The organism is Stenotrophomonas sp. AGC87, assembly GCF_057333975.1.
In genome coordinates this window covers 1-22,376 of the sequence record NZ_JBHFHW010000004.1, presented here as the reverse complement: position 1 = coordinate 22,376, position 22,376 = coordinate 1, and the positions used below count along the sequence as shown (strand labels likewise).

General features: G+C 66.4%; 20 protein-coding genes and 2 tRNA genes. 8 read left to right on the top strand and 14 right to left on the bottom strand.

Annotated elements, in window-relative coordinates:
• Positions 1-32: 32 nt before the first annotated feature.
• The 3 genes from ACE026_RS01035 to ACE026_RS01025 all read right to left on the bottom strand — a co-directional run bounded on the left by ACE026_RS01035 (position 33) and on the right by ACE026_RS01025 (position 3,932).
• Positions 33-1,169, bottom strand: a complete 1,137-nt coding sequence (locus tag ACE026_RS01035; RefSeq protein WP_486037177.1) for a phosphotransferase enzyme family protein — start codon at positions 1,167-1,169, stop codon at positions 33-35.
• A gap of 102 nt (positions 1,170-1,271) precedes the next feature.
• Positions 1,272-3,470, bottom strand: coding sequence for an AsmA family protein (locus tag ACE026_RS01030; RefSeq protein ID WP_486037175.1), 2,199 nt, complete (start codon positions 3,468-3,470; stop codon positions 1,272-1,274).
• Positions 3,471-3,542: 72 nt separating this feature from the next.
• Positions 3,543-3,932: a RidA family protein gene (locus ACE026_RS01025; RefSeq protein WP_486037173.1), complete on the bottom strand. Its 390-nt coding sequence runs from the start codon at positions 3,930-3,932 to the stop codon at positions 3,543-3,545.
• Positions 3,933-4,071: 139 nt separating this feature from the next.
• Here ACE026_RS01025 and ACE026_RS01020 point away from each other — a divergent pair, with 139 nt between their 5' ends.
• On the top strand, positions 4,072-4,989 hold the full coding sequence (locus ACE026_RS01020; protein WP_486037669.1) for a LysR family transcriptional regulator: 918 nt from the start codon (positions 4,072-4,074) through the stop codon (positions 4,987-4,989).
• Between the two features lie 36 nt (positions 4,990-5,025).
• On the opposite strand, the gene ACE026_RS01015 is transcribed toward ACE026_RS01020, so the two are convergent.
• Positions 5,026-5,403 carry a hypothetical protein gene (locus tag ACE026_RS01015; RefSeq protein ID WP_486037171.1) on the bottom strand — a complete coding sequence of 126 codons (378 nt, stop codon included), beginning with the start codon at positions 5,401-5,403 and terminating at the stop codon, positions 5,026-5,028.
• Positions 5,404-5,586: 183 nt separating this feature from the next.
• On the opposite strand from ACE026_RS01015, the gene ACE026_RS01010 reads away from it, so the two are divergent.
• Positions 5,587-6,723, top strand: a complete 1,137-nt coding sequence (locus ACE026_RS01010) for a sensor histidine kinase (protein ID WP_486037169.1) — start codon at positions 5,587-5,589, stop codon at positions 6,721-6,723.
• Positions 6,720-7,496 carry a LytR/AlgR family response regulator transcription factor gene (locus tag ACE026_RS01005; protein WP_486037167.1) on the top strand — a complete coding sequence of 259 codons (777 nt, stop codon included), beginning with the start codon at positions 6,720-6,722 and terminating at the stop codon, positions 7,494-7,496. Before ACE026_RS01010 ends, ACE026_RS01005 begins: the two co-directional genes overlap by 4 nt.
• Positions 7,497-7,524: 28 nt before the next feature.
• Here the strand turns inward: ACE026_RS01005 and map are convergent, their stop codons facing one another.
• From map to ACE026_RS00990, 3 genes are all read right to left on the bottom strand, one after another.
• On the bottom strand, positions 7,525-8,292 hold the full coding sequence (gene map, locus ACE026_RS01000) for a type I methionyl aminopeptidase (protein ID WP_486037165.1): 768 nt from the start codon (positions 8,290-8,292) through the stop codon (positions 7,525-7,527).
• Positions 8,289-8,501, bottom strand: a complete 213-nt coding sequence (locus ACE026_RS00995) for a ParD-like family protein (protein ID WP_088433419.1) — start codon at positions 8,499-8,501, stop codon at positions 8,289-8,291. Before ACE026_RS00995 ends, map begins: the two co-directional genes overlap by 4 nt.
• Positions 8,502-8,575: 74 nt before the next feature.
• Positions 8,576-9,007 (bottom strand): RidA family protein, encoded by a 432-nt coding sequence (locus ACE026_RS00990; RefSeq protein ID WP_486037163.1) that lies wholly within the window; start codon positions 9,005-9,007, stop codon positions 8,576-8,578.
• Between the two features lie 146 nt (positions 9,008-9,153).
• Here ACE026_RS00990 and ACE026_RS00985 point away from each other — a divergent pair, with 146 nt between their 5' ends.
• Positions 9,154-9,621 carry a DUF3806 domain-containing protein gene (locus ACE026_RS00985; RefSeq protein ID WP_486037161.1) on the top strand — a complete coding sequence of 156 codons (468 nt, stop codon included), beginning with the start codon at positions 9,154-9,156 and terminating at the stop codon, positions 9,619-9,621.
• 15 nt (positions 9,622-9,636) lie between these two features.
• Here ACE026_RS00985 and ACE026_RS00980 read toward each other — a convergent pair whose 3' ends face one another.
• From ACE026_RS00980 to ACE026_RS00950, 7 genes are all read right to left on the bottom strand, one after another.
• Positions 9,637-10,539, bottom strand: coding sequence for a cation diffusion facilitator family transporter (locus tag ACE026_RS00980; RefSeq protein WP_486037159.1), 903 nt, complete (start codon positions 10,537-10,539; stop codon positions 9,637-9,639).
• Between the two features lie 28 nt (positions 10,540-10,567).
• Positions 10,568-12,856 carry an Orn/Lys/Arg family decarboxylase gene (locus tag ACE026_RS00975; protein WP_486037157.1) on the bottom strand — a complete coding sequence of 763 codons (2,289 nt, stop codon included), beginning with the start codon at positions 12,854-12,856 and terminating at the stop codon, positions 10,568-10,570.
• A gap of 21 nt (positions 12,857-12,877) precedes the next feature.
• Entirely contained in the window at positions 12,878-14,227 is a 1,350-nt protein-coding gene (adiC, locus tag ACE026_RS00970) for an arginine/agmatine antiporter (protein ID WP_121037144.1), read from the bottom strand.
• 51 nt (positions 14,228-14,278) lie between these two features.
• Positions 14,279-15,712, bottom strand: a complete 1,434-nt coding sequence (locus tag ACE026_RS00965) for a DcaP family trimeric outer membrane transporter (RefSeq protein WP_486037155.1) — start codon at positions 15,710-15,712, stop codon at positions 14,279-14,281.
• Between the two features lie 487 nt (positions 15,713-16,199).
• On the bottom strand, positions 16,200-17,012 hold the full coding sequence (dsbG, locus tag ACE026_RS00960) for a thiol:disulfide interchange protein DsbG (protein ID WP_486037153.1): 813 nt from the start codon (positions 17,010-17,012) through the stop codon (positions 16,200-16,202).
• Positions 17,013-17,051: 39 nt separating this feature from the next.
• Positions 17,052-17,852, bottom strand: coding sequence for a TlpA family protein disulfide reductase (locus ACE026_RS00955; protein ID WP_486037151.1), 801 nt, complete (start codon positions 17,850-17,852; stop codon positions 17,052-17,054).
• Positions 17,853-17,966: 114 nt separating this feature from the next.
• Positions 17,967-19,031 carry a helix-turn-helix domain-containing protein gene (locus ACE026_RS00950; protein WP_486037149.1) on the bottom strand — a complete coding sequence of 355 codons (1,065 nt, stop codon included), beginning with the start codon at positions 19,029-19,031 and terminating at the stop codon, positions 17,967-17,969.
• A 211-nt stretch (positions 19,032-19,242) separates the two neighbouring features.
• On the opposite strand from ACE026_RS00950, the gene ACE026_RS00945 reads away from it, so the two are divergent.
• The 4 genes from ACE026_RS00945 to ACE026_RS00930 all read left to right on the top strand — a co-directional run bounded on the left by ACE026_RS00945 (position 19,243) and on the right by ACE026_RS00930 (position 22,258).
• Positions 19,243-19,641: a heavy metal-responsive transcriptional regulator gene (locus ACE026_RS00945; RefSeq protein WP_486037147.1), complete on the top strand. Its 399-nt coding sequence runs from the start codon at positions 19,243-19,245 to the stop codon at positions 19,639-19,641.
• A 68-nt stretch (positions 19,642-19,709) separates the two neighbouring features.
• The gene (locus ACE026_RS00940; RefSeq protein ID WP_486037667.1) at positions 19,710-21,971 is read left to right on the top strand and encodes a heavy metal translocating P-type ATPase; all 2,262 of its coding nucleotides are present in this window, start codon (positions 19,710-19,712) and stop codon (positions 21,969-21,971) included.
• 82 nt (positions 21,972-22,053) lie between these two features.
• Positions 22,054-22,129, top strand: a tRNA-Ala gene (locus tag ACE026_RS00935).
• A gap of 53 nt (positions 22,130-22,182) precedes the next feature.
• A tRNA-Glu gene (locus ACE026_RS00930) sits at positions 22,183-22,258 on the top strand.
• The last annotated feature ends 118 nt before the right edge of the window (positions 22,259-22,376 follow it).

The window sequence follows — 22,376 nt, the reverse complement described above, 5'->3', positions numbered from 1 at the left end:
ACTACAAACCGTACGGATTTGCGAGCCTGCCCTCAGGCGGCGGCGTGCAGCGCCTTCAGCAGGCCCTGCCCTGCCGGGCTGCTGAACCAGTCAGCATGCCCCAGCAGGAAGGTGTGGTACGCCACGTCGGCATTGGCCGGCGAGTGGGTCACGGCCTCGAAGTACTCCACTTCCGAGAGCGCGAAATCCAGCTGCACGATCGGCAGCAGATCGGCCAGCAGGTGTACGCGCTCGGCAGACAGCGGCACGATCCCGCGGTAGCCGGCCAGCAGGGCCAGCGCGATATCCACGCGCACCGCCGCCTCGCCGCTTTCCAGCGCCAGCCAGGCGATGGCGTTGCGTTCGATGGCGGTGGCCAGATCGAACAAGGCACTGGTCGGTGAGGCCAACCCGAGATCGAGCACGGTATCGACCACGGTGGACCTGCCGTCCTGGCGCCATAGCAGATTGGACACGTGCCAGTCGTTGTGCGCCCACAGGCGCGGTTCGGCCTGCAGCCGCTCGGCCAGGCCGTCATGCCATGGCAGCACCGCCCGCTGCAGATCGGCTTGCCAATCCTGGCGCGCAAGATAGGCCGCCAACCCGGGGCGATCGTCCAGCCCGGTCTGGAGGGCGGCGATGGGATCGGCGGCACGGATCAGGTCATCGCGGGCGACCAGCAGGTGGGTGTTGCGCTGGGGCGCGTGGTAGCTGGCCGATGCAAGATGCAGCCTGGCCAGCATCCGGCCTGCTTCGTGCGCCTGCGCGGTGTCGGTCAACAGCGTCCAGGAGGGCGCATCGCGATACAGATCCTGGCCATGGCCCACACCATGCAGTTCGTAGGTCCACCCTTCGTGCTCCACCGCAGTGGCGCCATCGCGGTCACGCAGTACCTCGACGACGGGCACGCCGTGATCGGCCAGGTGCTGGATGAAACGATGCTCTTCGGCCAGGCCAGCCGCGGTGCGGACGCTGCCATGGTGGCGCTTGACGAACACCCGGCCCGCGTCGCTCTCGACAATGGCCGCGGCGGACATCGGTCGCGGGCTGTGCCACAGCAGCCGGCACGCGCCCGCCAGCGGCGCGAAGCGTTCGCTGAGCCAGGTGATCTCGCGGTCGGTGATGGCGGGCCAGTCGGCGGCCACCTCATCGTTGTTGAGGCCTTGGACGCGGTGGGTGCTGTTGCTCATGGGATGACGGGATCAATGACGGCGAGAGGCACGCTGTCACCAGACAGTGGGCGCGGCGAGGATACCAAGCCACGCCCGGCCAGGGGGAACAGATGCGTCCGGTCAGCGCGTGCCGTCACCCTGCTTCGTTGCGGCGGGCGTGGCCGGCAGCAGCCGGGGCTGCTCGGCATACCAGTCGCGGGCCCCGGCAAGGTGCCACTTGCGCTGCTCGCCCTGCAGCTCGATGCCGGCCCCCAGCACGCCCCAGCGCAGGTAGAGATCGCCACGGCGCTTGCCATGGCTCAGATCCAGCCGCGCCTGCAGGGACAGTCGCTCGTTCTCGGCCTGAAGATCCTCCACGATCAGCTCGCCACTGCGCCAGCGCAGTTGCCCACTGGCCTGCACCTCCCCGGAATCCAGCATGCCGAGCACCCAGCGCGGGTATTCGCTGCGCTGGGCGAACACGCCGAGCAACGGCCCGGCATCGCGCAGGCGCAGGTCGGCCAGGCCATCCACCTGGAACGGCGCGGCCGCATCGATGTGGCCACTGCGGATCGCCACCTTGCCCCACCAACGCCCGTCACTCTTTTCATCACCCACGTGGATGTTGCGCAGGTCCACCGTGGTGCCACCGAGATCAAACTGGCGGCTGTCGAAATCCGCACGCTGCAGACGCGCCTGCAGCTGCGCATCGCCGCGCATCGCGATGCCCGCCACGCTGAGCCGGGCCCCGGTGCCACGAAGATCGGCACTGCCCTTGCCGACCCGGCCGGAGGCATCCAGCGACACATCACCGCTGAGCAGACCGGTACCGCCGAGCAGGCGCACGTTGTCGTTTCCCAGATAACGGTTGTAGGCGGTGAGGTCGGGCACCCGCGCATCGGCGAAGCGCAGCTGGGCGCGCATGCCGTCGCTCAACTGCTTCAACCGCGCGTCCCCGCGCAGGGTCAGCGCCAGTTGGCGGCCATCGAACAACACCGCCTTCGGCGCGTTGGTTGGCGCAGCCTGGAAGCGCGGGATCTGCACCTGCAGCTCCGCCTGCGGCGGTTCGCCTTCCACGATCCGGCCTTGTGCGTGGGCGTCACCGCGCATCCGCACCCCCGCAACCTCGGCCACGGCGGCCACCTGCGGGATATCCACCGTGCTGCCCGGCGCCAGTTGACCGTCGGCGATGATGACGTCTGCCTTGAGCAGCCCACCGCCGTCGAGGTGGAACCAGGGTTTCTTCACGAACAGATCGCTGATCCAGTTGAGCGACTGGAACTGCCAGGCGCCCTGCACCTTGCCAGACAGCCGCGGAAGCAGCTCGGCCGGCGCCTGGAACGGAATCTTCCGTCCGGTCACGCGCAGATCGGCATTGAGTTCGCTGCCCGTTTCCGGGTCCCGCGGGAGCCGCGCCTGGACCCGCATGTCCTGCGCCACATCCAGCTGCAACGACAGCAGGCCGCGGTCATCGGCATGTACCCCCGCATGCAGGGGCAGCCGCCAGACCAGCCGGCTACCCGGTCGCAGCGCGCCTTCCTCCAGCGTCACATCCGCGGTCAGGCGCGCGTTGGAAACCGCGCTGCCAACCTTGACATGCGGGCCACCGGTATCGATGCGCAGGCCCTGGCTGCGCGCGTCGATCTGCAGCTGTGCCCAGGTGATCCCGAGTTTCTGCAATCCCGGCGCGTCGTCACGATAGTGCCGCGGGAAATGGAAGCGCGCGGCGATATGGGCATCGTCCAGCACGTTGACCCCGTCGAAACTGACCTGGGCATCATCGAAGCCCGCCGTGGAATCGAACAGCTCCGAAGGCCCGCCCTTGAGCTGCTTGAGGAAACCGACATTGCCGCGCCCCTGGCCAACGATCAGCAACTTGCCGAAGCGCCCACTGCGGATGGTGTCGCTGTGGATCGCATCGAGCCGCAGCGTCCAGCCACGGTCACCCCGCGGGGGCGGTGGGATGGCCTGTTCGACCCGCTCGACCTCGGCTTCAACCCCTGTGGCATCAATGCGCGGAATGCGCACTTCCTTGCGCAACAGCGCCGGCAGATCGATCCAGGCACTCGCCCGGTCGGCACGGAACACATACTGCGTTCGATTGGCCTGGCCGCGCATGCGGATGTTCCAGACCACGGCCTGCCCAGGCATCAGGGTCAGTGCCGGCCCGGTCTGCATCGTGAACTTTTCAGGTTTGCGGTTGGTGACCGCATCGAACAGCGGCGTATTGAGGAACACATTGCCCGCCAGCAGGTACAGCGCATAGAGCGCCAGCAGCGAGAGCAACGCCACGCGCCACGGCCGGGGCCAGCGCTGCACGCGCTCGGGAATCAGGGGCATGTGGGTCCGCAACATGAAGCAGGATGACGGCCCACTATCGGCAAGATGCAGCCGTGACCGCGTGAAGGCGTGCTACGGAAGCTTCGCGATCACCTTGATCTCCACGTCGAATCCATACACCCAGGTCACGCCGATACCGGTGAGCGTGGGATACGGCGCCTCGCCCCAGTACTCCGGAACGATGGCCCACACGCGCTCGAAGATCTGCTCGGGATTGACCAGGAACACCGTCACGTCGACGACGTCATCGAACGTGCAGCCGGCCGCGCCGAGCACCGCATTGAGATTGTCGAACGCACGCCGCACCTGCGCCTCCAGCTCGGGTTCGGGCGAGCCATCCTCGCGGCTGCCGACCTGGCCGGACACGAACAGCAAGCCATTGGACCGTACTGCCGGCGAGTAGCGGTTGCGCTCGTACAGGGCCTGGCGGCCCGGCGGAAAAACGACTTCACGTGTTGCCATGGTCAACCTCTGCCCAGGGCCGACGAACGGCCCGTCAAGAATGAAGCGCCACAGTAGATCGGCAGGGGCGCGTGATAAACGCGGCCTCCTCGCCAACATTGTTTGTAGAATCCAAACAATCAGCCCCATTGGAATGCAGATGGACCGGTTCGACGCAATGCAGGCTTTCGCCCGGGTGGTTGAAACCGGCAGCTTCACCAAGGCCGCCGACACGCTGCACATGAGCCGCACCACGGTCACGCAGCTGGTCCAGCACCTGGAGGCCCGGCTGCGGGTACGGCTGTTGAACCGCACCACCCGGCAGGTGAACGTCACCGCCGACGGCGCGGCCTACTACGCCCGGGTGATCCGGCTGCTGGCCGACATCGACGACGCTGAAACCAGCCTGTCCACCGCGGCGGCGGTTCCTCGCGGGCGCCTGCGGGTGGACGTGCCCGCCCCATTCGCGCGGCTGGTGCTGGTGCCCGCCCTGCCCGACTTCCTTGCCCGCTATCCGGAGATCCAGCTCGATCTGGGCGTCAGCGATCGCCACGTGGACCTGATCGACGAGAATGTGGACTGCGTGATCCGGGGTGGAAAAATCACGGATCAATCGCTGGTCGCCCGCCATATCGGCGATCTGCCGGCGGCCATCCACGCCTCGCCTGCCTACCTGCAACAGGCAGGCATACCCGCCCATCCGCAGGACCTGGAGCAGGCCCCACACCGCGTGGTGGGCTACCTGCGCTCGCGCAGTGGCACGGTACTGCCCTACACCCTGCAGCGGGGCGATGAACAGGTCACGGTGAAGGGGCACCACCTGCTTGCGGTCGATGATGGCAATGCGTATCTCGCCGCGGGCGTGGCGGGTCTGGGTGCGCTGTGGCTCCCCGACTACATGGCCGCCCCGCATGTGGTCGCGGGCGAGCTGGTCCGGCTGTTCCCGGAGTGGCGCATCGATGCGATGCCGCTGCATCTTGCGTTTCCCCCGAACCGGCATGTCAGCGCCAAACTGCGGGTGTTCATCGACTGGGTCGCGACGTTGGTGGAGCAGCATATGCCGCGTCTGCGTCCGTAAGCGCGTACGGCGAACGGCACTCGCCGCGCCCCTCTGCTATCGGCCACGCGTTGGCGTCCCTGGTTCCAGCGCGACCGCATGATCACCGGGTGTCTTCTTCAGCGGTGCGATGACCAGTGTGTCGCCCCTGCAGACATCCACATCGCGGTAGACCACCCGTCGTCCGTTGCGGAACGCGACACGAAGATCGAACCGGCAGCCTTCGTCGGCCAGGCGGATCATGGTGCTGCCGCCGCCACCCGCAAGAATATCGATCGACCGGGGCAAGAACGCCTCCGTGCCGGCAGCCGCGACATCGAGGGTCACCACGCTGTCGTGCGCCCGGTTGAGCAGACCCAGGTAACGCGTCTCTGCGCCGTGGGCGGTACCGGCGAGCAGCAACGAAACGAGCAGAAGGGGGCGGATCAGGATCATGGTGGTGCTCCAGGCAGGTGATGGACACCCGCATCACGCGCCCGCCGGCCGGATCCGCCAACCGATCCGGGACGAATCGTCGCCACGACGTGGCCAATCGTAATGGGCCGTCTTGGCGCTTCCCGCGCTCCCGCCGCCTGCCTAAGATGAGCGTCGCCAGAAGCGCCTGGCCCGGAATCCACCATGTACATTCGCCTCGGCAGCACCCGGATCCGCCTGTCCCGCTACCTCGCCCTGTGGACGGCGGTGGCCGTGGTGTTCGCCCTGCAGACCTCGATCAACGCCGGCCTGCCGAACAGCCAACAACCCCTCTGGGATCTCCTGCGGTGGTCGCTGATCCAGTGGTACACCTGGGCTGCCCTGGCACCCACGGTCTTCCGCCTCGCCGAGCGCTTTCCGGTACGCGGCAGCGGGCGCCTGCACGGGCTGGGCGCACAGGTGGTGGCCAGCGTCGGCATGACGTTCATCGCCATGGTCGTGGGCGCGATGGTCTCCACCCTGTTCGAGCCCAGCGGTTTCTTCGAGCAGCTGGGCTACTTCCTGGAGCAGCACTTCGCCATCGGGCTGCTGACCTACTGGACCCTGTTCGCGATCCAGCAGGCCATCCACTTCCACGGCGAGAAGGCCCGCCGCGAACTGGAGGCGAGCCAGCTGGCCACCGAGCTGGCGCAGTCGCGGTTGCTCTCGCTCAAATCCCAGCTGCAGCCGCATTTCCTGTTCAACACGCTGCACGCGATCATTACCCTGCTCGACGAGGATAAGGTCTCGGCCGAAGACATGCTGTTGCGCCTGAGCGAACTGCTGCGCGCCTTCTTGGAAGACTACGACGGCCAGGAAATCAGCCTGCGCCAGGAACTGGACCTGATCGAGCTGTACCTGGGCATCCAGCGCACCCGCTTCAAGGATCGGCTCACCACCCGCACGTATATCGCCCCGGACACGCTGGCCTGCGCGGTGCCCAGCCTGATCCTGCAGCCGCTGGTGGAGAACGCGCTACGCCATGGCATCGGCCAGCGCGTGGGCAGCGACACCATCGAGATCGAGGCCCGCCGCGATGGCGACACGCTGTGCATCGAAGTGCGCAACCGCAACAGCACCCTCTCGGCCGAACCGACCGCATCGGCCGGGCACGGCATCGGCATGTCCAACACACGCCTGCGCCTGAAGGAACTGTACGGCGATGCCGCCGATGTCCGGCTGGACATGCTCTGGCCAGAGGGCGTGGCCTGCCGCATCCGCGTGCCGTTCCGTGAACTGGACAGTCCCGACGAGGCACCCGAATTCACCCCGGGTACAACACCGGGGATCGCGCCAGCATGAGCCTGACCGTGCTGGTGGTCGATGATGAGCCCATCGCGCGGCACGCGATCGTGCGGTTGCTGCGCGATGATCCCGAGATCGACATCGTCGGCGAATGCGGCGATGGCATCTCGGCGGTCGGCGCGATCCGCAGCCACTCACCGGACCTGGTGTTCCTGGACATCCAGATGCCGGCGATCAACGGCATGGACGTGGTGGCCACCATCGGCGCGGCGCGGATGCCGGCCACGGTGTTCGTCACTGCCTACGAGCAGTACGCCGTGAAGGCTTTCGAGACCAATGCGGTGGATTATCTGGTCAAGCCGTTCAGCCGCGAGCGCTTTGCCGCAACGCTTGAGCGGGCCAAAACCCGGGTGTCGGCGTCAAGCGCGATGGGCACGCAGGCCTCGGCGCAGATCCTGCAGGCTCTGGATGCACTGCGCCAACGGGACGACTACCTGCAGCGCATCCCGGTGCGGGTCGATGAGCATGTGGTGCTGGTGGCGGTGGAGGAGATCGTCTGGATCAAGGCGGCACGCAACACGGTCGAGATCCATCTGGTGGACCGCGTGCACGAGCTGCGCGAGACCATGACCACCCTCGCCGCGCGGCTGGATCCGCGGCATTTCGCGCGCGTGCATCGCTCGGCGATCGTCAACGTGCGCCGGGTCAAGGCGATCCATCCGTGGTTCAACGGCCACCACGTGGTGACCATGGACACCGGCCAGCAGCTGCGCATGAGCCGGTATCAGAACGAGGCGTTCCTCAAGCTGGTGTCCACACGTAGCGAATGAGGCCGCCGAGCCAGGTACGGCGGCCGCGTCAGCGCACCATGCGCTCGTCTGCCCGCAACGTCAGTACTTCGACTCCATCGGCGGTCACCAGCACCGTGTGCTCGGCCTGCGCCGAGAGCTTTCCATCACGCGTGGTGACGGTCCAACCGTCGTCGCTCATGTCGATCGCCGCGCGGCCCTGGTTGATCATCGGCTCGATGGTGAAGGTCATGCCTTCCTCCAGTTCCAGCCCATCGCCACGCCGACCGTAGTGCAGGACCTGCGGCTCTTCGTGCATCTCCTGGCCGATGCCATGACCGCAGAATTCGCGCACCACGCTGTAGCCATGCGCTTTTGCATGCTGCTGGATCGCAAAACCGATGTCGCCCAGCGTCGCGCCCGGGCGCACCACGCCGATCCCCTTCCACATCGCTTCGCGGGTCACACGCACCAGCCGCTTGGCCGCGTAGTCCACCTCGCCGATCAGATAGGTCTTGCTGGAATCGGCGATGTAGCCGCCCTTCTCCAGGGTGATGTCCAGATTGACGATGCTGCCGCTGCGCAGGATCACATCCGCTGAGGGCACGCCGTGGCAGACCACGTTGTCGATGGAGGAATTGAGCACGTAAGCGAAGCCATACTGGCCTTTGCTCGCCGGGCGGGCGTGCAGCTGATCGACGATGAAATGCTCGACCCAGTCGTTCACCTGCAGCGTGCTCATGCCCTCCAGCGACAGCTCGTCCAGCGCTTCGAACACCTGTGCCAGCAGGCGTCCGGATGCGCGCATCAGCGCCTGTTCTTCAGCGGTCTTGATCATGCTTCGGCCACCCGCAACGCGCCGGGCTCGACACCGGCGGCACGCAGTTCACGGCTGACGATCTCCTGGTAGCTCATACCAGGATTCATCTCGCACAGCATCCCGATCTTGATCCAGAACCCCGCCTGGGCATTGATCGAGCGACCCGAGACGCCGCTGGCGCGGCGCAGGTTGTCGTGTAGTTCGTCGTCGATGTTGACGATGCCCATGGGCGAGCCCTCTGAAGTGATATACACATCATATATGTTTCGTATATCGCATGAAAAGACCCGCCCCGGATCGCTCAGGCGGTGTACGCCGTCGCCTCGATCTCGAACAGCATGCCCTCCAGTGCCAGCCGCGGCACCGGCATCAGCGTGCAGGTCGGCGCACGGCCCAGCGGCCAGCGGCGGCCGATCTGATCCGACAGAATGCCGAGCCGGTCCTGATCGTGATCCACCACCAGCACGGTCAGCTTCGCCACGTCGGCCAGGGTGGCACCGGCCGACGCCAGTGCGAGGCTGAGGTTGTCCAGCGCCTGGGCGACCTGCGCCTCGAAGCGCGGCGACAGTGCGCCATCGGCGGTCTCCCCGCCCTGCCCGACGATGTGGATCACGCGGGCCGGCAGCCGCACCACGGCAACGTGGGAATAGCCGTTCGCGGTCGGGTCGTACAAACCGGACGGATTGATGAAGCCGAACAGGCCGGCGGGCGCAACAGGGGCATCGGTCAACATGGGGGGAGATGTCGTCGGGGAGTGAGTGCGCAGTCTCCGGCCTCAACTGCGGTTGAGGTCAACGGCGCGTCTTGCAACGCTGCGATGCGCCGTCGCATTGCCCGTAAAGAGCTGCCAGAATCGCGACCGGGCATCCGGAGAACCGCATGAGCGACAAGGACGTGGCATTGGCCGGGTTTTCGGACCGGGAAAGCGCGTGGGCACAGGAATCCAGGGATCTGGGCCGACAACTGCTGACGATCTATGCCGGCACGAGCGAGGTCACCCCGAACGCGCTGGACACGGCCTTCCGGCGTTGGAAGGCCGACGATGTCGCCCAGCGCCCTGCCGACAACGTCGTGGCGTGCGGCCTGGGCATCCTCTTCGGTGATTACGTAATAGCCCATCGCGGCGGCGATTGGCGCATGCAGACCGACGCCTACGGCACCGACGCGGTGGTGGTCGGCCCCGCCAAGCTCAAGTTGTTCCCGGTGGCTTCGGTCTCCAAGCGGATGGCCCCGGACAACGGGGACATCGCCTTCTTCGAGCCCATCTGGGCCAGCCTGCCCCCGGCCCACCTGCCCGACCCGACGCCGCCCGTGCCCTGGTGGCGCCGCCTGTTGGGGCGACCCTGAGTTCCGTCCCCGGCCTCAGGTCCAGGCCGGATCGGCCGTGAAATCGATGGTCAACCAGAACTCACTGCCGCGCGCATCCAGGCGCTCGGCGATCTCATCACGCAGCCGATCCACATTGCCGATGTTGCCGATGACCGTTTCCGGGTGAGTGAGGATGTGGATTTCGACGAACCGCATGCGGCCCATTTTGGCCACATGGCTGGTGAAATCCAGATAGCCGTGCTCGGCGACGAAGTCCTTCATCACTGCCTGCACGCGCGCATCCAGCGTATCCGGCGCCACCTGCAGCACTTCGCGCATGGCCTTCCAGGCGCTGCGCAGCGGTACCGGCAGCACCGCGACACTGATCGCGGCCAGCACCAGCGGATCCAGATAGGGAATCCAATGGGCGTGCTCGCCACCGCGCAGCAGCAAGGCGATCGCGAAGGCCAGCACCACGGCCAGGCTCATCAACCCGCTCAGCAGCCAGGCCCGCACGTCCAGCCACAGCAGTGCCGAATGCAGCTGCTTCGCACGGGTACGCACGAACGCCGCCATGGCCAGGTTGCTCACGCACAGTACGGCGGCCCACAGCAGCGCAGGCCCGGCCTTGACCTCATGCCCCCCGGTGGTCAGTCCGATCACCGAGTTGGCCAACGCATAAATGCAGGCCAGCGACAGGATCGCCCCGCCAAGCGCCTCCACCATCGGCTCCAGGTGCCAGTACCCATACTGGAAGCGCGGGCTTTCTTCCCGCGCCACCAGCCGCAGCACCGACAGCGCCACCAGGGTCAGCGCCACATCCACCAGGCTGTAGACGCCGTCGAACAGGATGGCCTGCGACCCCACCAGCAGGCCGCCGATGAAGCCGACGGCGCTGACCGCCATCGTCACCCCGATGGAGAATGTGAGGACCCGCTGCTCGCGTGCTGTATCCATCGCTGGCCGAGGGTCCTCCGCGCGGGCGTCAGACCTTCAGCACCTCCACCTTGTAGCTCGGCGCATCGCCGTCGGTGTCGATGATAAGCCCGTGTACATCCGACTCGAAGCCCGGGAAGCGCGCGTTCTGCTCACGGGCGATCCGCAGCGACTGGATGATCGGCTCATCGCTGGCGCCGAAGCGCTCGCCCGGCATGATGGTCGGGATGCCCGGCGGGTATGGCACCAGCATGGTGCCGGCGATGCGACCGCTGATCTGCTCGATGTCGACCCGTTCGATCTGCCCGCGCACCAGATGATCGTAGGCCTCGGCCGGGGTCATCACCGGCTCGGGCAGGTCCACGTACATCTCGCGCATCACCTGGGCCACGCCGAATTCGGTGTTGAAGGCGTGCAGTGCATCGCACAGATCGCGCAGACCCCAGCCGGCGTAGGCGATCGGGAACTCGGCGGCAAGCTGCGGCAGTGCACGGGTCAACGGCGCGTTGCTGTCGTACAACTCCTTGAACGCCATCAGCTCGGTCACCAGGGTGCTCCACTTGCCCTTGGTGATGCCCATCGAGAACAGGAACAGCACCGAGTACAGGTTCGTTTTTTCCACGGTGATGCCGCGGGTCCACAGGAATTTGCTCAGCACCGCGGCCGGAATACCCCGCTTGCCCATTTCGCCGTCCATCGACAGCCCGGGGGTCAGCAGGGTCACCTTGATCGGATCGATCAGCACGTAGTCCTCGACCAGGCCCTCGAAACCGTGCCAGTGCGCGTCCGGCTGCAGGTACCACTCGCTGCGCTTGGCCACCATCGGGGCCGGCGCGTCGCCCTTGGCCAGCGAGCGCTCCAGCTTGTCCGGCTGCCAGACGCTGAACCACCAGTCATCGCGGCCGAGGTCCTCGCGCACGTGCAGCATCGCGCGGCGGAAGGCGATCGCTTCGTCATGCATCTCCTGCACCAGCGATTCGCCGGCAGCGCCCTCCATCATCTTGGAGGCCACATCGCAGGCCGCGATCACCCCGTAATGCGGGCTGGTCGTGGTGTGCATCATGAAGGCTTCGTTGAAGCGCTCCGCATCCAGCTCTCGGGAGGCCGCATTGCGCACGTGGATCATCGAGGCCTGCGAGAACGCAGCCAGCAGCTTGTGCGTGGAGTGCGTGGTGAAGATGATCGCATCCTGCTCGCGCGGCTTGCCCTTGGCCATGCCGTAATGATTCTCGTAGAACGGATGGAAGGCAGCGTAGGCGTACCAGGCTTCGTCGAAATGCAGGAAATCGACCGCGCTGCCGATCTCCTCGGCGATCTTCTCGGCGTTGTAGCAGAGCCCGTCGTAGGTCGAGTTGGTCACCACCGCGATGCGCGGCTTTGACCCGGCCTTGTACGCCTTGCTTGCCAGCGGGTTGGCGGCGATGGCCTGCTGCAGCGATTCGGGCGTGAACTGATCCAGGCTGATCGGACCGATGATGCCGTGCGCGTTGCGGCTCGGCGTGAAGTACACCGGGATGCCGCCGGTCATGATCAACGCGTGCAGCAGCGACTTGTGGCAGTTGCGGTCGACGAACACCACATCGCCGCGACCGACGGTGCCGTGCCAGACGATCTTGTTGGCGGTGGAAGTACCGTTGGTGACGAAGAAAGTATGGTCGGCACCGAAGTTGCGCGCCGCCTCGTTCTCGGCCTCCTTGATCGGGCCGGTGTGGTCGAGCAGGGAACCCAGCTCCGGCACCGAGATCGACAGGTCGCTGCGCAGGGTGTTCTCACCGTAGAACTGGTGGAACGCACGCCCGACCGGTGATTTGGTGAACGCCACGCCGCCGGCATGCCCCGGCGTGTGCCAGGAGTAGTTGGATTCGGCGGTGTGGTGGATCAGGGCCTTGAAGAACGGCGGCAGCAGGTTGGCCATGTAGTCTTCGGCCGCACGCATCACCTGGCGCGAGATGAAGCTCTTGGTGTCTTCGAACAGGAAGATGTAGCCGTGCACGAACTTGAGCAGCTTGCTCGGCACCTTCTCGATCGTGCGCCGTTCGCCGTACAGGAACACCGGCAGGTTGGCGCGGCGGGCCGTCTGTTCGCGCAGGAAGCCCAGCAGGCGCTGGAACTGCTCCGGGTTCTCCTCGGTGCCATCGATGGAGATCAACACCGCCGAGGCCGCCACATAGGTGCGCGCACCGGCCTGGGCATCGGCCAGGGTCAGACCGCACAGCACGCGCTGGTCGCTCTTGCGCAGCTCGTCCACCAGCGCACGGATCAGGATGCCGCCGATGCGCGGGGATTCGTAGTCGTCGTCGATGACGATGATCGGGTAGTCAAGGGACTTGAAGTACACAGGGATTCTCCTGGGGGAAGATCACGAAAGCGTCGTGCGGACGGCAGCGTCGAGGGCGGGCAGCTGGCCGCGCTGGCGGCGACGCTCCTCGCTGAAGAACGGATAGAACACCGTGATGAACAACACGAACAGGAAGGCGTACTGCACGATGTTGCCGGCCGAGCCGAAGATCGCCCACAGGCAGTACACGACGGTGACACTGGTCAGCAGCCAGAACGCGCCGGTATGCACCAGCGTGTGCGAGCGCTCCACCACGAAATAGCAGGCCACGCAGGAGTAGATGTACGGCAGCAGCGTCAGCACGACCGCCGCGGAGGTGATCACATCGAACTGGGCCGAGGCGGTCTTGGAGGTGGACGTGACCAGCACCGCCAGGGTCATCAGCACGGCCACGATCAGTACGCCTTTGACCGGCACATCATCCTTGTTGGTTTTGCTGAAGATGCTCGGGAACAGACCATCGTCCGAGGCCGCCTTGGCGCTCTGCGCGGTCAGCAGGATCCAGCCGCCGAGCGAGCCGGCCGCCCCCACGAAGGCGCACAGGCTGACCAGCGCCCCGCCCCACCCGCCCACGGCATTGGCCGCAGCCAGCGCGAACGGCGCATCGGACACCTGCAGGTCGCCATTGGGCACCATGCCCATGATCACCGAGGAGCTGGCGATGTAGGCGATCGCCGCCAGGAACACGCCGGCCAGCGTCGCGCGGGCCACGTTCTTCTCCGGGTTCTCGACCACACCAGCGGTCACCGACGCCGATTCCACGCCGATGAAGGCCCACAGGGTCAACGCCGCCGCACTGGAGATCGCGCCGAAGTTGGACTCTCCGGACACGTTGTAGGCGCCCTTGAAAATGGTCGGATCGAAGAAGAACCAGCCGAAGATCGCGATACCCAGGATGGGTACCAGGGCGAAGCTGGTGGTCACCGTCTGCAGCTTGCTGACGAACGATGGGCCGATGACGTTGGCGAAGCTCAGCGCCCACACCAGCGCCAGCACCGCGATGCAGCGCGGCAGCGGCTCGGACAGGATCGGGAAGAAATAGCTGAAATAACCCACGGCCGCGATCGGGATGGCAACGTTGCCGATCCAGTTGGCGAACCAGTAGATGGTGTTGGTCTGGAAGCCCATGTAGGGGCCAAACCAATCGCGTGCATAGGCATACGGGCCACCGGCCTTGGGCGCGAGCCTGCCGAGCTTGGCGAACACGAACGCCAGCAGCAGTGCGCCTGCCGTGGTGATCAGCCAGCCCCAGATGGAGGCGGTGCCGATCTTGGCCAGGCTGGAGGGCAGCAGGAACACCCCCGACCCCATCATGTTGCCGGCCACCAGGAAGGTGGCGCCGACGACCCCGATTTTCTTTGCTTGTGCCATGACGTTTGCTCCTTTGCCAGGCAGGGACCCGGTCGTGCCGGGCGGTGGGAGTTACTTGATGAAGTTGTATTGCAGGCTGCCCTGCAGCCGCATGGTGTCGCCGCGTTGCCCGCTTTGCTGTTCCAGTTGTCCGTAGAGCAGTTCCATACCCATCGTCCAGGACGGTGCCGGGCTCCAGAGCAGGTTGAAGACGCCATAGCGGCTCTGCCGGAACGCATCGGCGGCCAGCGCCTCGTTGCGCCCGCTGGTGAGCTGGCCGTAGATCAGGTTGGAACGCCAGAGCGGCGACCAGTAGTGCGTGTACCCGACGAAACCGCCGTACAGCGACAGCGCCTGCAGCCGGCCATCGGCGGTCACCACGGCGTCCATGCCCGAACCGGTCAGGTCGGCTGTATAGCGGGCCAGGCCCTTGCCACCGAGCATCCCGAACAGCAGCAGGTCCTGCTCGCCCACCGCGGCCGAGCCACTGAGTTGCAGACCGCCGGCGAAACGACGGCCGTCGCCTGCATCGCCGTCGTAACCCAGGCTGCGGGCGACCGCGCCCAACTGCAGATGGCCCCAGTCGCGCTCCATGCGGGCGGTAACGGTGATATCCGGAAGTTGATCGACCGGCATGACCCCCTCGGCAGGGTTGCTCAACTGGGTATCCGGATCTTCGGCAGCCACGGTCAGCGTGTTGCCCTTGCCCATCGCGAAACTGTGGTGGATGCCGGCTACCAGCAGGTAGCCCGCCCCACCCGGCCCGGCGAAATCCAGGGTGTCGGGCAGGCTGTCGGCATCCATGAAGGTCGAATAGCCATAGCCGGCGTAGGTATTGCCGAGCTGCCCGTAAGCATGGCGCAGGCGGAACTGATAGCTGTCGCTGCTGCCGAAGAAGTCGTTCTCCAGATAGAAGCGCAGGTTGCCATGGGTGGTCGGCCGCCGCGCTTCAAAGCTGAAGCGGGTCTGCTTGGCATGCAGGGTGAAGTTGGAGACATCCCGGTGCGCACTGCCGACCGGGATCGAGGAGGTAATGAACTGCTCCTGATCGCCGGCCGCGCGTGAATCGGCGATCGCATCGAGCTTGGCGTAGCCGCCGATGCGGATCAGGGTATCGGTGTTGGGGATCGCGAAGAAGCCTTTCAGCTCGGGATCGGTCGGGCCGGCGGCGCTGTCCGGGCGGGATGCGGCGGTGGACGGATCAGCAACGGAGTCACGTTGCGGAAGGATGGCCTGGCCCATGCCAGGCACCTGTGCCTGCGCCGTCAACGAGGCCGGGGGTGCAGCGGGAAGATCGGTCGTGCCAGGTACCACGGGGGCGGCGATCCGCGCCTGGGTGGGTGGAGGTTTCCCCGATTCGATCGCCTGCAGGCGCTGCTCCATCTGTTCCAGCGTCTGCCGGAGCGTCTGGATATCCTGCCGCAACGCGGCAGCCGAATCCTGCGCATATACCGGCGCCGCAGCCAACGCTGCCACGCATGCGACCGTCAACACAGCCAAGCGCATCACGTCCTCCTTGAACCGTACACAGTCCCGCGGGTCCACACCGGCTGACGTCCAGAACGCCGCAGGTGGTGAGCACGCAGCCCGGCACTGCAATGCGCGCGACCTCTGCCGACGCGTGGGTCGGTGGCGGTCACGCCATCGGACACATCGCCTGCATGGGTACGCTCGCACGGGATCCCCTCATCCCTGATGACCGCCGCGTTGAGGCGCGGCAGCCAGCGCTCTGAGTAACAATCGAAAAGTGAGAGTGCCGTGAACGTTCTCAGGCAGTTTTCTGACTGGGCGGCCACGCGTCCGCTACATGCGGGGTAATCCAGGAGATAGCGCATGCAGGGAAGCGTAGCGGCGCAGGCGTTTTCAGCCTTGATCCAAATCAAGTCGAACGCGACAGCGCGTCGCACCCCCCGTTACCAGGCGGGTATCCGGCCACCCAAACGCAACGCGCCGGGCAATGCCCGGCGCGCTGTGACACTACGGTCGTCAGTGCTCAGCGCGGGCCGAGCACCACGGTCATATCATCCCCCTGCGGCATGCCGGAACGGCGCTGCACCATTCCCTGGGCATCCTTGAACAGAATGCCCGGTGTGCCCTGGAAACCGAGCTCGATCATCAGCACCTGATTGGCATCGAGCTTGTTGGCGACCTCCGCCGTCAACGATGCCGCCGGCTTGATGCCTCCCTTGTCGAACAGACGCTCGTTCTCCAGCAGCGCGGCGCTGGGGTTGGGCGCGGTGAGGATGGCAGCCGCCTTGGCGGGGCTGTCTTCGCGGATCACACCGACCATCACATGGCGCAGCTGTACCTTGCCCGCGTCCACCCACGGCCGCGCGGCCTCCCAGAAGCGATGGCAGTACGGGCAGTTCGCATCGCTGAAGGTATAGACGACGCGCGGCGCGTCGGCCTTGCCGTCACGCCCCCACGCACTCTCGTCGAGCTTCTTCCACGAGCGCTCGGACATCGGCTTGGCCACCAGCTTCTCCAGCGGCGCGGCGCCCACATCCTCACCGTTGGCATCGAACAGACTGCCCACCACGACGTTCTTCCCATCGGCCGTCACATACGCCGCCGCCGGTTGCTGCCCACCCACCACGCCGGCAAAGCCGCGCAGGCCGCCGGGTGCGTCGAACTCGCCGATCACCTCGAACCCATGCTTCTCGATGCCCTTCAGCACCGCCGGCCGGTCACCGCCAGCGTTCTCTGCCGTGGCCTTCGGCGTCTGCGCCTGGCTGCAGCCGGCCAGTGCGATCAGCAGCGCGGCGGACAGCGCGGTGATCAGCGTGCGCGAGGATTTCAACGTCATGGAGACTCCTGGATTCATGGAACAAACGACCCGCGACCCTTACAGGTCGTCGAGCTTGGATTGGAGGCCGGCGGCTGTCAGCTCGCCCAGGTGCAGGTGCTGCAACCGGCCCTGCCCATCGAAGAACAGGGTAGTCGGATACGCATGTACCTGCAGCCGTTCGGCAACACGTGCCTCTTCGTCGAGCAGCACATTGCGCAGCGACAGGCGTTCGGCCGCCATGAAGGCATCCACTTCGTCGCGCGTCTCGCCTTGGTTGACGAACAGGAAGCGGATATCAGGATGGCGCTGCTGTGCGCGTGCCAGTACCGGCATTTCGCGGCGGCAGGGGCCGCACCAGCTCGCCCAGAGGTTGATCACCACGGGCTCGCCGCGGGTCTCGTCAAGCGCGACGGGCGCGCCCTGCAGCGATGTCAGCGTGATCGCCGGCAATGACACCCGCGATTGCTGCAGCCAGCGGGCGCCCGTGGACAGCACGGCCCAACCGACAAGGCCTGCCAGTGCAGCGGCACCCACGGGGCGGCGCAGTGTGGGCCAGCGACGCAGGCGCCACCCGCCCCACCCCAGCCCGACCAGCAGCGCAGGCCACAGCAGGAACCCGCCATCGCCCACACGCAGCACCGCCCAGGGATCGGCCACATAGTCGCCTGCATGCCAGATCACGAACCCTGCCCGCCCGGCGAGCAGGCCCAGCAGCAGCATGTCCACCACCACCGATCGCGGTCGCGGTGCGCCCTCGATTGCCGGAGCACGCACCACACTGGCCACCAGCATCGCGATGCCCAGACCCACCAACACCCACACGACCGCAAGCGGTACCGGGCCTACACTGCTGATCATCGTTTCTCTCCGCCATCGCCCAGGACCTGCCACGCGGCGACGGCTGTTGCATCGGGCCCGCCGGCATGGTCCCAGCAAGGCGTCAATGGATCAAGCGTGCCGGTGTTGCGCGATTCAGGCCGCCGAGCGGATCGGCTCGAGTACCCGGGTGCCCGGTCGCGCCGCTGCGCGCTCACGCTGCTGCGCGGCCACCTGGCGCCGATAGCGGGCCGGCGTGAGCCCGACGATCCGCAGGAACAGCCGCCGGAACGCGCTCTGGTCGGAGTAGCCCACGGCCCACGCCACCTGGTCGACCAGCCCGCCCGCCTGCAGCAACAACTGCGCCTTGGCGATGCGCAGGCGCTGGCAGTACTCGATCGGACGCATGCCGGTCGCTTTGAGGAACCGGCGCTGCAGGGTCCGCGGCTCCAGGCCGGCCTGTGCGCAGATGTCGTCCAGCCCCACACCGCGTGCGGCGATGCCGTGCAGCCAACGCTGTGCCTTGAGGATGCAGCGGTCGCCGTGGGCGAAATTCGGGCTGAAACGTTCCAGATCATCCAGCTCGGTGCGCGGGATCACCAGCTGCAGCTGCTGGATGACGGTGTTCATCACACTCTGCCCGTACACCCGTGCCAGCAGGCGCAGGCTGAGGTACTTCCAGGCATCCTGGCCCGCGGCGGTCAGCAGGTCACCATCATCAACCAGGGTGCGTTCGCTGGGCAGCCAGCTGGGCACCATCGTGCGCAACGCCGGGCAGCGCGCGGGTTCGGGAACGCTGACCGAGCGCCCAGCCAGCACGCCGGCAGCGGCCAGCAGCAGCCCGCCTTCGTCGCAGCCGGCGAGCAGGCTGCAGCCATCGTGGCATTCCCGCAGCCAGGCCAGCAGGCGCTCATCCGGCGGCGCCATGGTCCAGCTGGATTCACTGCCGGGCACCACGATGATCGCAGGCAGCGCATCGCCGAACAGTTCCACCCCGGCAACCCGCTGCATGCCGCGGGCGGACATCGTCCACCGGGTGACCAGCATTCGTGCGCCGGTACGGCGGCCGGCGGCTACCGTGCGGTTGCACCGCTGGGCCAGCTCGGAGAGGACCGGGGCGGCGGCACGCAGGCTGCCGGGGAATTCCACCACGGCGACTTCCATCAGGGTCGGCGTGTCCGGCCGGCGGTCCGGCTGCAACGTGTTGCGGGGTGCGTCCATGGCCATTCTCCTGGGACAGTGTCTGCCGGCGTGGGGCCGGGCAGAACAGGTCGATACATAAGATGGCCTGAGGCTACGGGCGTCCCGGGGGGACGACCATGCAACTAGTTGTAAATTTCACGCCAACTGAATTCCCAGTGGGTTTCCAGCAAGGCTTGACTCTGGAGCAGACTCCAGGGTTCAGAATGGAGCGGTCATCCACGAGGTGCTCATGAACATTGGACAGCTCGCGCGCCAGGCCGGCGTGCCCATCGACACGGTGCGCTACTACGAACGGCAGCAGCTGCTGCCCGCCGCACGGCGCAGCGCCGGCGGCTACCGGATCTTCAGTGAGAGCGATCTGACCCGCCTGCAATTCATCCGCCGCGCCAAGGCACTGGGTTTCAGCCTGGATGAAATCGCCGATCTGCTTGGCTTCAGCGATCAACGTGGCCAGGACATGGCGCAGATCCGCGACAGTGCGGTGAACAAGCTCACCGACATCGAACAACGCATCAACGAACTGCAGCGGATGCACGGCGCGCTCAAACAGCTGGTCGACGCCTGCCCCGGGCATGGCGATCAGGAACAGTGCCCGATCCTGACCGCATTGACCGGGTCACGCCAATGAACGCCACCCACGGCCACAGCAAGGCCTCCCGTGCGGGCGCCGGGATGACCACCGACCCGGTCTGCGGCATGACAGTCGACCCGGCCGCCACGACCCACCATGCCCATCATGACGGCAGCGCCTACCACTTCTGCAGCGATGGATGCCGGCGAAAATTCATTGCAGACCCGCAGCGCTATCTGGATCCGGCATCGCACAGCGCCGAACCAGCTCCCACCGGCACGCTGTACACCTGCCCCATGCACCCGCAGATCGTGCAGGAAGGCCCCGGCACCTGCCCGCTGTGCGGCATGGCGCTGGAGCCGAAGATGCCCAGCCTGGATGAGGGCGAGAATCCCGAGTTGACCGACTTCCGCCGCCGCTTCTGGTGGAGCCTGCCGCTGAGTGTGGCGACGATGGGCCTGGCGATGCTGGCGATGACCCCCGTGCTGCATGGCCTGGCGCCCGATCTGCGGGTGTGGATCGAGTTGGCCCTGGCGACGCCGGTGGTGCTGTGGGCCGGTTGGCCGTTCCTGCAGCGCTGGGCGCAGTCGATCCGCAGCCGCAGCCCGAATATGTGGACCCTGATCGGGACGGGTGTGCTCGCTGCGTACGGCTACAGCGTGGTCGCCACCGTCGCGCCGGGTCTGTTCCCGCCGTCGTTCCAGCAGCACGGGCATGTCGGCGTCTACTACGAGGCGGCGGCGATGATCATCTCGCTCACGCTGCTCGGCCAGTTGATGGAGCTGCGCGCACGGGCAAAAACATCCGCCGCGATCAAGGCGCTGCTCGGCCTGGCACCGAAGACCGCGCGCGTGCTGCGCGAGGATGGCCGCGAGGAAGACCTCGACATTGCCGCGCTGCAGCCCGGCGACCGCGTGCGCGTGCGCCCGGGAGAGAAGGTGCCCGTGGATGGCACGGTCGTCGAAGGCCGCTCCTCCATCGATGAATCGATGCTCACCGGTGAACCGGTGCCGGTGGCAAAGGCCGTGGGCGACGCGGTGATCGGCGCGACACTCAACGGCACTGGCAGCCTGGTCGTGCGCGCCGATCGCCTTGGCGATGACAGCATGCTGGCGCAGATCGTGCAGTTGGTGGCGCAGGCGCAGCGCTCACGCGCCCCGATGCAGCGCATGGCCGACACCGTCGCGTACTGGTTCGTGCTGGCGGTGTTGTCGATTGCGGTGCTGACGTTCTTCGGCTGGGGACTGTTCGGTCCGGCGCCCTCATGGACGCATGCGGTACTGAGCGCGGTAGCGGTGCTGATCATCGCCTGCCCGTGCGCATTGGGGCTGGCCACACCGATGACGATCATGGTCGCCACCGGTCGCGCCGCGCAGCACGGGGTGCTGTTCCGCGATGCCGAGGCGATCGAAGCACTGCGCCAGATCGACACGCTGGTGGTCGACAAGACCGGCACGTTGACCGAGGGCAGGCCAGCGTTCCGCGACGTGCAGGCGGTGGCGCCCTTCGCTGCCGATCAGATCCTGCAGTGGGCGGCCAGCCTGGACCAGGGCAGCGAGCATCCGTTGGCGGCCGCGATCGTGGCCGAAGCACACGCGCGCAGGATGCCGCTGGCCAGCGTGGACGATTTCGATTCCCTGACCGGCATGGGTGTGCAGGGCGTGGTGGATGGCAGGCAGCTGCTGCTTGGCAATACCGCGTTGATGGACGAACACGGTATCGCGCTGGATGCCCTGCGCGAACGTGCCGAGCACTTGCGCAGCACCGCGGCCAGCGTGATGTACCTCGCCGTCGATGGCCAGCTTGGCGGCCTGCTCGCGGTGGCTGACCCGATCAAGGCCTCCACCGCCGAAGCGATCGTGCAGCTGCACCGCGATGGCCTGCGCATCGTCATGGCCACCGGCGACGGCGCGGCCACTGCAGAAGCCGTCGCTCGGGAACTCGGCCTGGATGACGTCCACGGCGAGATGCGCCCCGCCGACAAGGCCGCGTTGATCCGTTCGCTGCAGGCGCAGGGCCGCAAGGTGGCGATGGCCGGCGATGGCATCAACGACGCGCCCGCGCTGGCGAGTGCGGACGTTGGTATCGCGATGGGCAACGGCACCGATGTGGCGATGTCGAGCGCACAGGTCACGCTGGTCAAAGGCGATCTGCGCGGCATCCTGCGTGCGCGCCAGCTGTCCACCGCGAGCGTGCGCAACATGCGGCAGAACCTGGGCTTTGCGTTTCTCTACAACGGGCTCGGCATTCCCGTTGCGGCCGGCGTTCTGTACCCGCTGGGCATCGTGATGTCGCCGATGTTGGCGGCGGTGGCGATGAGTCTGAGTTCGGTCTCGGTGATCAGCAATGCACTGCGGCTGCGCCATCAACGACTGCCCGGAGAGTGACAGCGGATTGCATCACGCTATTTCTTCACTTTTTTCTTGCCAATCGAAAACGTCGTCGCTATGATTTCGCTCCTCACGACGTGGGGCCATAGCTCAGCTGGGAGAGCGCCTGCATGGCATGCAGGAGGTCGGCGGTTCGATCCCGCCTGGCTCCACCAATCCGATCATTAGGCCGATCAGATTGCAGTGACAAAATTTGAAGTTTTCGTGCGTCCCCATCGTCTAGAGGCCTAGGACATCACCCTTTCACGGTGGCGACCGGGGTTCGAATCCCCGTGGGGACGCCAGTTACAAACAAACAGCCCTGACTTCGGTCGGGGCTGTTTGTTTGTTACGCATCGTTCAACGGTTGGCATTGGCCGCCTGTTTATCGCGTGCGTGTTGATGCACTCGCTCAGGCAAAGG